Below are 14,040 nucleotides of genomic sequence, written 5' to 3'. Positions count from 1 at the left end.
ACGTCAGAAGGGGGCCTCGGTGGCCGCGCAGGATGCCGCTGTCGATTCCGCTGCCGGTACCTCCGAATCCGCGGTGGATTCGGTCCGGGAACGCGAAATCGCTGGTGAACAGGTACATCTCGACCAGGTGTACCGCCGCCTGGAGGAGAAGATCCATGAGGCGGAGTTCCTGATGGACGACGCCGCCAAGCGCGGACAGGTCGGCACGCCGGGCGCCCTGGCCGAGCGCGACGCCCAGGTCTTCCGGGCGGGGGTCCATCTCAACCGGCTCAACAACGAGTTCGAGGACTTCCTCTTCGGCCGGATCGACCTGCTGCTCGGGGTGGACGGCAAGAAGGGACCGGACGGCGCGTACACCTCGGTCGAGCCCGCCGAGGACGCGGTGCGCCCCGACGCCACGGCCGACATCGCCGAGACCCTGCACATCGGCCGCATCGGCGTCCTGGACGCCGACTACTCGCCGCTGGTGATCGACTGGCGCGCGCCGGCCGCCGCGCCGTTCTACCGCTCGACGCCGGTCGACCCCGGCCGGGTGGTGCGCCGCCGCGTCATCCGCTCCAAGGGCCGCAAGGTGCTCGGCGTCGAGGACGACCTGATGCGCCCCGAGCTGACCGCGACCCTGGACGGGACCGCGCTCGCGGTCATCGGCGACGGCGCCCTGATGGCGGCGCTCGGCCAGGCCCGCAGCCACACCATGCGCGACATCGTCGCCTCCATCCAGGCCGAGCAGGACATGGTGATCCGGGCGCCCGCCGCCTCCGTCACCTACGTCGAGGGCGGCCCCGGCACCGGCAAGACCGCCGTCGCGCTGCACCGCGCCGCCTACCTGCTCTACCAGGACCGGCGCCGCTACGCGGGCGGCATCCTGATCGTCTCGCCCACCCCGCTGCTCGTCTCCTACACCGAGGGCGTGCTGCCCTCGCTCGGCGAGGAGGGCCAGGTCGCGATCCGCGCGGTCGGCAACCTCGTGGACGGCGCGGAGGCCACCGCGTACGACGACCCGGCGGTCGCCCGGATCAAGGGCTCGTCCCGCATGCTCCACGTGCTGCGCAAGGCCGCCAGGGGCGCCCTTGAGGGGCCGGGGGAGCGCCCGGGACGCTCCAGACGGCGCGGCGGCGAACAGCTCGCCCTCGGTGACCAGCTGCCCCTCGGCGAGCAGGCGCCCGCGCCGGAGCCCGCCCAGCGGCTGCGGGTCGTCGCGTTCGGAGCCCGCGTCGAGCTGGAGGGCGAGGAGCTGCGGCGCATCCGCCAGACCGTGCTCAGCGGCACCGCGCCCGTCAACCTGCTGCGCCCGCGCGCCCGCAGGCTCCTGCTCGACGCCCTGTGGGCCAAGTCCGGCGCGGGCGGCCGCCACACGGACCCGGAGCTCGCCGCCGAACTGCGCTCCTCCTTCGACGACGACATCACATCCGAGGACTCCTTCATCGCCTTCCTCGACGCGTGGTGGCCGGAGCTGACCCCGCGCGGGGTGCTGGCGGCGATGGCCGACGAGCGGCGCCTGGCGCGCTGGTCGCGCCGGGTCCTCAACCAGGGCGAGGTGCGCCGCCTGGCCCGCTCGCTGGCCCGGGCCGCCGACGGCGCGTACTCGGTGCACGACGTGGCCCTCCTGGACGAGCTGGAGACGCTGCTCGGCGCCCCGGCCCGGCCAAGGCGCAAGCGCGAGTACGACCCGCTGGACGCGCTGACCGGCCTCGAAGAGCTCATGCCGCACCGCGAGGAGACCCAGCGCGAGCGGGCCGAGCGCCTGGCCCAGGAGCGCACCGAGTACGCGCACGTCATCGTCGACGAGGCGCAGGACCTGACCCCCATGCAGTGGCGCATGGTGGGCCGCAGGGGCCGCACCGCCACCTGGACGGTGGTGGGCGACCCCGCGCAGTCCTCCTGGTCGGATCCGGACGAGGCGGCCCAGGCGCGCGACGAAGCGCTCGGCAGCCGCCCGCGCCGCCGCTTCGAGCTGACCGTGAACTACCGCAACCCGGCCGAGATCGCCGAACTGGCCGCCAAGGTCCTGGAGTTGGCGATGCCGGGCATGAAGTCCCCGGCCGCCGTACGCTCCACGGGCGTGGAGCCCCGGTTCGCGGTGGTGCGCGACGGCGACCTCGCCCGCGCGGTGCGCCAGGAGGCGGCGCGCCTGCTGGACCAGGTGGACGGAACCGTCGGCGTGGTCGTCGCCATGCGCCGCCGCGAACAGGCCGCGCGCTGGCTCGCGGAGCTCGGCGACCGCGTGGTGGCGCTGGGCAGCCTTGAGGCCAAGGGCCTGGAGTACGACGCCACGGTGGTCGTGTCGCCGGCCGAGATCGCGGACGAGTCCCCGGCCGGGCTGCGGGTGCTTTACGTGGCGCTGACCCGGGCGACGCAGCAGCTCACGGTGGTCTCGGGGGACCGGGACGAGCCCGACGCGGACGGGGTGCCGGACCTGCTCCGGGATTAAATTCGCCGTCAACTCGCGATGCGGGGATCACTTCCCGGGGTGGTTTGTTAGCCTGGTTGTGGCACCGGCTCGATCCAAGCCCCCGGGCCCAACCTTAGTCGCTCAGAGCGACCACTTGCCGCGAGGCGAGCATGGCGGGCCGGTGTCCTTAACGTGAGCGACAGGCCCACGTCATCTTCTGGTGACGTGGGCCTGTTGTCGTTGGCGGGGTCTTCCGCCGGACCACCACTTTCTCGTATGGTGGAAACAACTTTCCGAAACAGGACGCCCATTATCGGCTACCAGCCAGTAGGTGCGACCATCGGATGGCACCGCCACGCCACAGCCGAGGCGGTGCTAGCAACGAAGCTAGGGAAAGCAGAGGAACACGGTCATGGCAACGGCGCCCAGCGTCTCGTACTCGATGACGGTCCGTCTTGAGGTGCCGGCAAGCGGCACGGCGGTATCGCAGCTCACCACGGCGGTCGAGTCCTCGGGCGGCTCCGTCACCGGCCTCGACGTGACCGCCTCGGGCCACGAGAAGCTGCGGATCGACGTCACCATCGCGGCCACCTCCACCGCGCACGCCGACGAGATCGTCGAGGAACTGCGCCGCATCGAGGGCGTCACCCTGGGCAAGGTCTCCGACCGTACGTTCCTGATGCACCTCGGCGGCAAGATCGAGATGCAGTCCAAGCATCCCATCCGCAACCGTGACGACCTCTCGATGATCTACACCCCGGGCGTGGCCCGCGTGTGCATGGCGATCGCCGAGAACCCCGAGGACGCCAGGCGCCTGACCATCAAGCGCAACACCGTCGCAGTCGTGACGGACGGTTCCGCCGTGCTCGGCCTCGGCAACATCGGCCCGATGGCCGCCATGCCGGTCATGGAGGGCAAGGCGGCCCTGTTCAAGCGCTTCGCCGACATCGACGCCTGGCCGATCTGCCTGGACACCCAGGACACCGACGCCATCGTCGAGATCGTCAAGGCGATCGCCCCCGGCTTCGCCGGCATCAACCTGGAGGACATCTCCGCGCCGCGCTGCTTCGAGATCGAGGCCCGCCTGCGCGAAGCCCTCGACATCCCCGTCTTCCACGACGACCAGCACGGCACCGCGATCGTGGTCCTCGCCTCGCTGACCAACGCCCTGCGCGTGGTGGGCAAGGGAATGGGCGACGTACGCGTCGTCATGTCCGGCGCGGGCGCGGCCGGTACGGCCATCCTCAAGCTGCTGCTGGCGGCCGGCGTCAAGAACGCGGTCGTCGCCGACATCCACGGCGTGGTGCACGCCGGCCGCGCCGACCTGGTCGACGCGAGCCCGGAGTCCCCGCTGCGCTGGATCGCCGACAACACCAACCCCGAGGGCCTGACCGGCACGCTCAAGGAGGCCGTGGTCGGCGCCGACGTCTTCATCGGCGTCTCCGCCCCCAACGTCCTGAACGGCGACGACGTCGCGGCGATGGCCGAGGGCGCGATCGTGTTCGCGCTCGCGAACCCCGACCCCGAGGTCGACCCGGCGATCGCCCGCGAGACAGCGGCCGTCGTCGCCACCGGCCGCTCGGACTTCCCCAACCAGATCAACAACGTCCTGGTCTTCCCCGGCGTCTTCCGCGGCCTCCTGGACGCGCAGTCGCGCACCGTCAACACCGAGATGATGCTGGCCGCGGCCGGCGCGCTCGCGGACGTCGTCGCCGAGGACGAGCTCAACGCGAACTACATCATCCCGTCGGTCTTCAACGACAAGGTGGCCGGGGCGGTCGCCGGGGCCGTCCGCAACGCCGCCAAGGCCGCCGGAGCGGCTGTGACGGGCCCCACGTCGGCCTGAGCTACGGCGCGTCGCGGGATGCGGGCCCAGTAACGCCCCCTTAGGGTGGCGGACCATGACCCGCATCCGTACCGGCCCCTCGTGAGTCCTCACGTTGTCGACGGAGCGTCACCTTGATGAGGCAGTGGCGCTTTTCGTGTGACTCAGTGTGACTCGGACGGGTGCCGGATTGGCTTTCCCGCCGTAGGTGGGGGCAGGATGCTCCCCCAAGGACTTCGTCCAGGGGGGACCCCCAGGACGCGAGGGTCGTGACCCGGGTGCGGGGACTGTCCGAGGGCCCTGGCAGCATCGGCTTCGCTGTATCCAACATGCGGCTTCCGCCGCGTGGCACGCCTCACAGGCAAGAAGAACACGGGAGTAAGAACATGAACCGCAGTGAGCTGGTGGCCGCGCTGGCCGACCGCGCCGAGGTGACCCGCAAGGACGCCGACGCCGTGCTGGCCGCTCTCGCCGAGACGGTCGGCGAGATCGTCGCCAAGGGCGACGAGAAGGTCACCATCCCCGGCTTCCTGACCTTCGAGCGCACCCACCGTGCCGCTCGTACCGCTCGTAACCCGCAGACCGGCGACCCGATCAACATCCCGGCCGGTTACAGCGTGAAGGTCTCGGCGGGCTCGAAGCTCAAGGAAGCCGCCAAGGGCAAGTAAGCGTCCTTTGCTCCGCAAGGCCGCTTAGCAGCAAACGCCGAGGGCGGCCACCCTGTCCAACAGGGTGGCCGCCCTTTCGCGTGCCGCGGGTGGCTGGGTGCGCAGTTCCCCGCGCCCCTGGCGGGGTCGGCGCTGGCCCACTCCGGCACCCTCAGCCTGTCCGGCGTTTGAGGACGAGGCCGTTCAGGCCGATCGGGGTCTGGGGCGGAGCCCCAGGGACCCCGGCTGCGGGCCGTACGTGGCCGGTCGCGCAGTTCCCCGCGCCCCTGACCACTCGGCGCTGGCCCGTATGGGCATACCCAGCCCGTCCGGCGTTTGAGGACGAGCGCCCTTCAGGCGCGAACGGGGTCTGGGGCGGAGCCCCAGGGGTTGGGGACTCGGCCCGTTCATGACCCCCGGAGGGTTTCGGGGAGGGGTGGGTGGGGGCGTCCCCCGGGGTCTGGGGCGGAGCCCCAGCGACCCCGTCCGGTTTCGGGTGCGGGCCGTGCTGGGGCGCCCGCGCAGTTCCCCGCGCCCCTCGTGGGGCACCCGGCACGGCCCCGAGCCCCGCGTAAGGCACCCGGCACGGTAAGGCACCCGGCACGGCCCGAGCCGCCCCGGGTCGGCTAGACCAGAGTGCCGTTGGGGAGTTCCACCTTCGCGCCCAGGCTTTCCAGCTTCTCCATGAAGTTCTCGTAACCCCGGTTGATCAGGTCGATGCCGTGGACCCGGGACGTACCCTGGGCCGCCAGCGCCGCGATGAGGTAGGAGAAGCCGCCCCGCAGGTCCGGGATGACCAGGTCGGCGCCCTGGAGCTTCGTGGGCCCGCTCACGACCGCCGAGTGCAGGAAGTTGCGCTGCCCGAAGCGGCAGTCCGAACCGCCCAGGCACTCGCGGTAGAGCTGGATGTGCGCGCCCATCTGGTTGAGCGCGGAGGTGAACCCGAGCCGCGACTCGTACACCGTCTCGTGGACGATGGACAGCCCGGTGGCCTGGGTGAGGGCGACGACCAGCGGCTGCTGCCAGTCCGTCTGGAAGCCCGGGTGGACGTCGGTCTCCAGCGCGATGGACTTGAGCGAGCCGCCGGGGTGCCAGAAGCGGATGCCCTCGTCGTCGATCTCGAAGGCGCCGCCGACCTTGCGGTAGGTGTTCAGGAACGTCATCATCGAGCGCTGCTGGGCGCCCCGGACGTAGATGTCGCCCTCGGTCGCCAGCGCGGCGGACGCCCAGGAGGCGGCCTCCAGGCGGTCCGAGAGGGCCCGGTGGGTGTAGCCGCCGAGCGTGTCGACACCGGTGACCCTGATGGTCCGGTCGGTGTCCATGGCGATGATCGCGCCCATTTTCTGGAGGACGCAGATCAGGTCCTCGATCTCCGGCTCGACCGCCGCGTTGGACAGCTCGGTCACGCCCTCTGCGAGGACGGCCGTCAGGAGCACCTGCTCGGTCGCGCCGACCGAGGGGTACGGCAGCGTGATCTTGCACCCGCGAAGCCTCTGGGGGGCCTCCAGGTACTGGCCGTCGGCCCGCTTCTCGATGGTCGCGCCGAACTGCCGCAGCACCTCGAAGTGGAAGTCGATGGGCCGGCCGCCGATGTCGCAGCCGCCGAGGCCCGGGATGAAGGCGTGGCCGAGGCGGTGCAGGAGGGGGCCGCACAGCAGGATCGGGATCCGCGAGGACCCCGCGTGCGCGTCGATGTCGGCGACGTTGGCGGACTCGACGTGGGAGGGGTCGAGGATCAGCTCGCCGGGCTCGTCGCCGGGGCGGACCGTGACGCCGTGCAGTTGCAGCAGGCCCCGGACGACGCGTACGTCGCGGATGTCGGGCACGTTGCGCAGTCTGCTCGGGCCGCTGCCGAGGAGGGCGGCGACCATCGCCTTCGGCACGAGGTTCTTCGCGCCGCGGACGCGGATCTCGCCCTCAAGCGGGGTTCCGCCGTGGACAAGCAGTACATCGTCTGTGCCGGTCATGAATCTCGCGTTCCGGAGTCGTCGGGCAAGGGGCAGGGGTAAAGGGTAAGGGGCTTTCGCCCCTGCCCCATAAGGCCAAGGACGGTTCACGTGTGTAATGAATTCGCTACAGCACGCTCCGCTCAGGCCCGCTCACCGCAGGGTCACGGACCCGGGCCCCTCGCGGGAGGCACGGGGCCGGGGCACGCGCGTGCGCCCCGCTGCTGCCGTGCGCCCGCCGGCCGCCCCGGCCCCCCACCCCGTGTGACGCCCTTCGCGGGCCGTCCCGTCTCCCGCGGGGCCCGGTTATGCGGGATCATGTCGGCATGACCGAGGTGTCCTCGCTCACCGGGCGGCTGCTCGTCGCCACACCGGCCCTCGCGGATCCGAACTTCGACCGCGCGGTCGTGCTGCTCCTCGATCACGACGAGGAGGGCACGCTCGGCGTGGTCCTGAACCGTCCGACACCGGTCGGCGTAGGCGACATCCTGGAGTCCTGGGCGGGTCTGGCAGGGGAGCCGGGGGTGGTGTTCCAGGGCGGCCCGGTCTCGCTGGACTCCGCGCTCGGCATCGCGGTCATCCCCGGCGACGAGGGCACGTCCCCGAGCTCTCAGCTCCGGTCGAGCAGGGGAGACCCCGTCGGCTGGCGCCGGGTGTACGGGGCGATCGGCCTGGTCGACCTGGAGGCGCCGCCGGAACTGCTCGCGGGCGCGCTCGGCTCGCTGCGGATCTTCGCCGGGTACGCGGGCTGGGGCCCGGGCCAGCTGGAGGCCGAACTCGGCGACGGCGCCTGGTACGTGGTCGAGTCGGAGCCCGGCGACGTGTCCTCCCCGGATCCGGAGAGCCTGTGGCGGGCGGTGCTGCGCCGCCAGCGCAGCGATCTCGCGATGGTCGCCACCTATCCGGACGATCCCTCGCTCAATTGACGTCCCTGCGATGCCCTTCCCCCGGTTCCGGGTGGCTTCAGTACCCTTGGTGGTTATGAGCACTCTTGAGCCCGAGCGCGGGGCAGGTACGGGGACCCTCGTAGAGCCGACACCCCAGGTGTCGAACGGCGACGGCGACCACGAGCGCTTCGCCCACTACGTCCAGAAGGACAAGATCATGGCGAGCGCGCTCGACGGCACGCCCGTCGTCGCGCTCTGCGGCAAGGTGTGGGTGCCGGGGCGCGACCCGAAGAAGTACCCGGTCTGCCCGATGTGCAAGGAGATCTACGAGTCCATGAGCGCCGGCGGCGACAAGGACAAGGGCGGCAAGGACAAGAAGTAGGTCCCTCCCCCTCCACGGCCCCCGGGGTGTGCTTCAAGCACACCCCGGGGGCCGTTTCGCGTCCCCGGGGGCGTCCGTGGGCCGGTGGGTTGTCCAGACCTCTTGCCCAGGGCTTTGCCGCCGCCATAACCTCCTCCCTGTTGTGCAAGATGCGAAACGCTCGTTGCGTATGCTGCAACGCCCTGGGGAGGATCCACCGTGAAGCTGTCGAAGCAGCTGTCGAAGCTCTCTGCCCGAACCGCCCTTCCGCTGGCGGCACTTGCCCTCTTCTGCGCGGCCGGCTGCGCCCCTCAGACCTCCGGCACGTCCGCGAAGAGCGACGACCAGAGCGGCACCCTGCGGGTCTGGCTCTTCCAGGAGGTGAGCAACGGCCCCAAACAGCAGGTGGTGAACAAGGCCGTGGCCGCCTTCGAGCAGGCTCATCACGGCGTGGACGTGCGGGTCGAGTACATACCCGTCGACACCCGCGCCCAGAAGATCAAGGCCGCGTTCAACGACCCCGGCTCCGCGCCCGATCTGATCGAGTACGGCAACACCGACACGGCGGGCTATGTGCGGGACGGCGGACTCGCCGATGTGAGCGCGGAGTTCGCCGCCTGGGACGAGGCGAAGGACACCGACCCGACGGCGAAGCAGTCCGTGACGGTCGGCCGGAAGATCTACGGCGCCCCGCTGTTCGTGGGCGTGCGCGCGCTGTACTACCGCACCGACGTCCTCAAGGGCCTCGGTATCGCCGTGCCGAAGACCCAGGACGAGCTGGCCGCCGCGGCCAAGAGGATCCACCGGGCCGAACCCGGTCTGTACGGGCTTGCCGTGGGCGGCGCCTACACGTACGGGGCGCTGCCCTTCCTGTGGGCCCACGGGGGCGAACTGGCCACCGAGAATGGCGGAAAATACACCTCCGCCCTCGACAGCGTGCCCGCCCGCGAGGGCATCGCCGCCTACACCTCGCTCTTCGGCGACGACAACTGCCCGGCCGCCAAGTGCGCCCAGATGGGCGGCAACGCCACCATCACCGCCTTCGCGGGCGGCAAGGCGGCCATGGCGATCGGCGGCGACTTCAACCGTGCCGCCGTCGAGGCCGGCGCGGTCAAGGGCAAGTACGCCGTCGTGCCGCTGCCCGGCCGCACACCGGGATCCATCGCCCCCGCCTTCGCCGGCGGCAACAACATCGGCGTACTGAAGAGCAGTTCGCACCGCTCCCTCGCGGTCGGTCTCATGAAGCAGCTCACCGGCAAGGCGACCCAGCGCGAGATGTTCGACGCGATGGGCTTCCTGCCGACGTACACCGATGTACGCGCCGAGGCCGCGAGGAAGCAGCCGTCCGTCGAGCCGTTCGTCCGCACCCTGGCCTCGGGCACCAAGTTCGTTCCCGCGTCGCCCGGTTGGGGCCAGATCGACTCCTCGCTGGTGCTGCCCACGATGTTCCAGGAGATCGTCAGCGGCAAGAAGGACGTCGCCCAGGCGTCCTCGGACGCGGCGAAGAAGATGAACGAGGCGTTCGGGGCGACGGGTTGAGTCCCGCGACGGCCGAGCGGACGAAGGCGCCGCCGACGCCCGCGCCGAACTCCCCGCCCCGGCGCGCCCGCTCCTTCGGCCGGACGGGCTTGACGCCATGGCTCTATCTGGCCCCCGCGCTCGCTGTCCTGGCCGCGCTGCTCGTCTACCCGATCTACCAACTCGGCCTGATCTCCTTCCTCGAATACACCCAGGCCCAGGTCAGCGGCGGCGCGGCGACCAGCTTCCAAGGGTTTGGCAACTACGCCACGCTGTTCTCGGACGGCCAGTTCTGGTCGGTGCTGCTGGCCACGCTCGTCTTCGCGGCGGCCTGCGTCCTGTGCACCCTGGCGGCCGGCTGCGCGCTCGCCGTCCTCCTGACGCGCGTACGGGCGCTGCCCCGGCTCGCGCTGATGCTGGCCGCGCTCGGGGCGTGGGCCACGCCCGCCGTCACCGGCTCGACGGTGTGGATGTTCCTGTTCGACCCGGACTTCGGCCCGGTCAACCGCGTGCTCGGCCTCGGCGACCACTCCTGGACGTACGGCCGCTACAGCGCGTTCCTGCTCGTGCTGCTCGAAGTGGTGTGGTGCTCGTTCCCGTTCGTGATGATCACGGTGTACGCCGGGATCAGGGCCATCCCGGGCGAGGTCCTGGAGGCGGCCGCCCTCGACGGCGCGTCTCAGTGGCGGATCTGGCTGTCCGTCATGGCCCCGATGCTGCGGCCGATCCTCACCGTCGTCACGATCCAGTCCGTCATCTGGGACTTCAAGGTGTTCACGCAGATCTACGTCATGACGAACGGCGGCGGCATCGCGGGCCAGAACCTGGTCCTGAACGTGTACGCGTACCAAAAGGCGTTCGCCTCCTCGCAGTACAGCCTCGGCTCGGCGATCGGGGTGGTGATGCTGGTGATCCTGCTGGTGGTGACGCTGGTGTATGTGCGGTTGCTGAGGCGACGGGGGGAGGAACTGTGATCGACAGCAAGGTAGTTGGGGCCGGTGGCGCTGGTGGGGCCGGCGGGGCCCGCGCGGCCGGGGCTGGCGCGGGGCCCGGTCCCGGTTCGGGTTCCGTCCGCCCTGGGTTCTCTCTCCGGGTCCTGCGGCCCGGGCGGCTGGCCGCCGAGGGGGTCGCGCTGCTGGTGGCCGCGGTGGTCGCCTTCCCCCTGTACTGGATGGTCCTTTCCGCGTTCAAGCCGGCGGGGGAGGTGCAGACGAGCCACCCCCGGCCGTGGACGCTGTCCCCCTCGCTCGACTCCTTCCGGCGGGTCTTCACCCAGCAGGACTTCGGGCGTTACTTCCTCAACAGCCTGATCGTGGCGGGGACGGTGGTGCTGCTCTCCGCGCTGATCGCCTTCCTGGCCGCGACCGCGGTGACCCGCTTCCGGTTCCGGTTCCGCACCACGCTGCTGATCATGTTCCTGGTGGCACAGATGGTGCCGGTCGAGGCGCTGACGATCCCGCTGTTCTTTTTGATGCGCGACCTGGGGCAGCTCAACACGCTGGGGGCGTTGATCCTGCCGCACCTCGCGTTCTCGCTGCCGTTCGCGATCTGGATGCTGCGGGGGTTCGTGAAGGGGGTCCCGGTCGCGCTGGAGGAGGCGGCGGCGCTCGATGGGGCGAGCCGTACGCGGTTCCTGTGGCAGATCCTGTTTCCGCTGGTCTTTCCCGGGCTCGTGGCGACCAGCGTCTTCTCCTTCATCTCCGCGTGGAACGACTTCCTGTTCGCGAAGTCGTTCATCATCAGCGACACGTCGCAGTCCACGTTGCCGATGGCGCTGCTCGTCTTCTTCAAGCCGGACGAGAACGACTGGGGCGGGATCATGGCGGCGTCTACGGTCATGACCGTGCCGGTGCTGGTGTTCTTCGTGCTGGTGCAGCGGAGGTTGGTGGTGGGGGTGAGCGGTGCGCTCAAATAACCCCGGGTACGCCTCCACCGGGGCGCCACCCCGGTCCCGGCCCCTCCCGACCCGGGCCAGGCCTCCGCCGGGCTCCCACCCGGACCGGTCCTGGCCCCGGCCAGCTCGGGCGCGCGCCGCCGGGGTGCCACCCCGGACCGGGGTTCTGGCCCCGGGCCTGGGAACGCCGCCAGGGTTGCCGTCCAGGATCTGGCCCCTCCCCGCCCCTTCCCTAAACCCGCCGGGGGTGAAAGACCCTGGGGCTCCGCCCCAGACCCCGTTCGCGCCTTAAGGGCGCTCGTCCTCAAACGCCGGACGGGCTGAGGTTGCCGATGCGGGCCAGCACCAACCCCGCCAGGGGCGCGGGGAACTGCGCGAGAAGCGACCACGACCCGCGCCCGAACACTAACCCTGCAAGGGGCGCGGGGAACTGCGCGATCGGTTCCCCCGGCCCCGCCGCACCCCGTACCCGCACCCCTCCCCACCCCCGGCGGGTCTCGGGAAGGGGTGGGGAGGGGCAGACCAAACCGGAGGACCACCCATGCCCACCAACCCCCCCAACAACACCGCCCACACCCTCATCCCCGCCCCCCGCACCCTCCTCACCCACGACACCCCCACCTCAACCCCCCACCCCCTCGCCCCCCTGACCCACCTCACCCCCACCACCACCCTCCACACCGCCCCCGGCACCGAACCCCTCGCCCCCCTCCTCCGAAACACCATCGGCGCCGCGACCGGCCTCCCCCTCCCGGGCGGAGCCCCCACCCCGGACGGCATCGTCCTGCGCCTCACCCCCATCGCCCCCGCCGCCCCGGCGGAGGGCTACCGCCTCACCACCGACCGCTCCGTCGAAAACGTCGCCGTACTCCTCGAATCCCCCACCCCCGCCGGCCTCTTCCGAGGCATCCAGACGCTGCGCCAGCTGCTGGGACCGGAGGCGTTCCGGCGGGCCCCGCTCAGGGGCGCCGGTCAGAGCTGGGCGCTGCCGCAGGTCAGCGTCACGGACGAACCCCGGTTCGCCTGGCGCGGGCTCATGCTCGACGTGGCCCGGCACTTCATGCCGAAGGACGGCGTACTGCGCTACCTGGACCTCATCGCCGCCCACAAGCTCAACGTCTTCCACTTCCACCTCACCGACGACCAGGGCTGGCGGATCGAGATCAAGCGCCACCCCCGGCTCACCGACGTCGGCGCGTGGCGCGGCCGCACCAAGTGGGGGCACCGCGCCTCACCCCTGTGGGACGAGAAGCCGCACGGGGGCTACTACACCCAGGACGACATCCGCGAGATCGTCGCGTACGCCGCCGAGCGGCATATCCGCGTCGTCCCCGAGATCGACCTCCCCGGCCACTCGCAGGCCGCCATCGCCGCGTACCCCGAACTCGGCAACACCGACGTCATCGACACCGCCTCCCTCTCCGTCTGGGACACCTGGGGCGTCAATCCGCACGTACTCGCCCCCACTGACACCACCCTCCGCTTCTACGAAGACGTGCTGGAGGAGGTACTGGAGCTCTTCCCCGAGGACGTCTCGCCGTTCATCCACATCGGGGGCGACGAGTGCCCCAAGGACCAGTGGCAGAAGTCGGACATCGCCCAGGCGCGGATCCGCGAGCTCGGGCTCGCCGGTGAGAACGAACTCCAGTCCTGGATCATCCGGCACTTCGACACCTGGCTCAGCGCGCGCGGACGCCGCCTCATCGGATGGGACGAGATCCTGGAGGGCGGCCTGGCGCCCGGCGCGGCCGTCGCGTCCTGGCGGGGATACGGCGCCGGTGTCGCCGCCGCCGAGGCCGGGCACGACGTGGTGATGTGCCCCGAGCAGTACGTCTACTTGGACCACCGCCAGGCCCCGGGGGCCGACGAGCCCATGCCCATCGGGTTCGTGCGCACCTTGGAGGACGTCTACCGGTTCGAGCCCGTTCCGCCCGGGCTCGGCCCCGAGGCCGCGGCCCACATCCTGGGCACCCAGGCCAACGTGTGGACCGAGGTGATGGAGAACCAGGCCCGCGTCGACTACCAGACCTTCCCCCGCCTGGCCGCCTTCGCCGAGGTCGCCTGGAGCGTCCTGCCCGCCCCTGCCGACCGCGACTTCGCGGATTTCGAGGCGCGAATGACCGCCCACTACCGGCGCCTTGACGCGCTCGGCGTCGATTACCGGCCGCCCACGGGCCCGTTGCCGTGGCAGCGGCGCCCCGGTGTGCTCGGACGCCCGATCGAGGGGGCGCCCCCAAACAGGTGAGCCACGGCCCAAGGTGACCGCCCGGCGGCCGTCGTCCTGGGACCGTGGCCCCGGGTCACGGCCGCCCGGCCACGACCGGCTGCGAGGAAGACCGCTGTGACGAACACCCGGCGTGCGGAACGAGGCGTACCGCATAAGGCGCACAAGTCGCGCAAGGCTTGCGAAACCGGAACATTCCCCTGGGCGGGGAAGGAAGTGAGCTTCGTGGACCCTCCCGTCGGGCGGTACGGAAGATGTGCCAGAGTTGCCACGTCCGGGCTGTGAGCACGTACGGTACGGCCATCAGCAGGTGGCCACAGACGGCACAGTCGTACGGCCGGGACAC

Annotated in this window: 10 protein-coding genes; 9 read left to right on the top strand and 1 reads right to left on the bottom strand. The window is 71.1% G+C overall.

Features of this window, described 5'->3' with window-relative positions; translation table 11 throughout:
- The first annotated feature begins 73 nt into the window (after positions 1-73).
- The 3 genes from ACFYM2_RS20225 (at position 74) to ACFYM2_RS20215 (ending at position 4,885) form a co-directional block, all read left to right on the top strand.
- Entirely contained in the window at positions 74-2,431 is a 2,358-nt protein-coding gene (locus tag ACFYM2_RS20225; protein WP_388837840.1) for a HelD family protein, read from the top strand.
- Between the two features lie 373 nt (positions 2,432-2,804).
- Complete coding sequence (locus tag ACFYM2_RS20220; RefSeq protein WP_359003152.1) at positions 2,805-4,238, top strand: NAD-dependent malic enzyme; 1,434 nt, start codon at positions 2,805-2,807, stop codon at positions 4,236-4,238.
- A gap of 365 nt (positions 4,239-4,603) precedes the next feature.
- Positions 4,604-4,885: an HU family DNA-binding protein gene (locus ACFYM2_RS20215; protein WP_003968811.1), complete on the top strand. Its 282-nt coding sequence runs from the start codon at positions 4,604-4,606 to the stop codon at positions 4,883-4,885.
- A gap of 605 nt (positions 4,886-5,490) precedes the next feature.
- Here the strand turns inward: ACFYM2_RS20215 and murA are convergent.
- Entirely contained in the window at positions 5,491-6,831 is a 1,341-nt protein-coding gene (gene murA, locus ACFYM2_RS20210; protein ID WP_359003154.1) for a UDP-N-acetylglucosamine 1-carboxyvinyltransferase, read from the bottom strand.
- Positions 6,832-7,136: 305 nt separating this feature from the next.
- On the opposite strand from murA, the gene ACFYM2_RS20205 reads away from it, so the two are divergent.
- From ACFYM2_RS20205 to ACFYM2_RS20180, 6 genes are all read left to right on the top strand, one after another.
- Positions 7,137-7,736 carry a YqgE/AlgH family protein gene (locus tag ACFYM2_RS20205; protein WP_350230670.1) on the top strand — a complete coding sequence of 200 codons (600 nt, stop codon included), beginning with the start codon at positions 7,137-7,139 and terminating at the stop codon, positions 7,734-7,736.
- A gap of 55 nt (positions 7,737-7,791) precedes the next feature.
- Positions 7,792-8,079, top strand: coding sequence for a DUF3039 domain-containing protein (locus ACFYM2_RS20200; protein ID WP_267052954.1), 288 nt, complete (start codon positions 7,792-7,794; stop codon positions 8,077-8,079).
- Positions 8,080-8,277: 198 nt separating this feature from the next.
- Positions 8,278-9,597: an extracellular solute-binding protein gene (locus tag ACFYM2_RS20195; RefSeq protein WP_388837748.1), complete on the top strand. Its 1,320-nt coding sequence runs from the start codon at positions 8,278-8,280 to the stop codon at positions 9,595-9,597.
- Positions 9,594-10,550, top strand: coding sequence for a carbohydrate ABC transporter permease (locus tag ACFYM2_RS20190; RefSeq protein ID WP_388837745.1), 957 nt, complete (start codon positions 9,594-9,596; stop codon positions 10,548-10,550). Before ACFYM2_RS20195 ends, ACFYM2_RS20190 begins: the two co-directional genes overlap by 4 nt.
- 122 nt (positions 10,551-10,672) lie before the next feature.
- Positions 10,673-11,491, top strand: a complete 819-nt coding sequence (locus tag ACFYM2_RS20185) for a carbohydrate ABC transporter permease (RefSeq protein ID WP_359003183.1) — start codon at positions 10,673-10,675, stop codon at positions 11,489-11,491.
- Positions 11,492-12,011: 520 nt separating this feature from the next.
- Complete coding sequence (locus ACFYM2_RS20180; RefSeq protein WP_388837742.1) at positions 12,012-13,715, top strand: beta-N-acetylhexosaminidase; 1,704 nt, start codon at positions 12,012-12,014, stop codon at positions 13,713-13,715.
- The last annotated feature ends 325 nt before the right edge of the window (positions 13,716-14,040 follow it).

The organism is Streptomyces sp. NPDC006711 (genome assembly GCF_042869775.1).
Lineage (GTDB): Bacteria > Actinomycetota > Actinomycetes > Streptomycetales > Streptomycetaceae > Streptomyces.
This window is presented reverse-complemented; position numbering and strand designations above follow the sequence as displayed.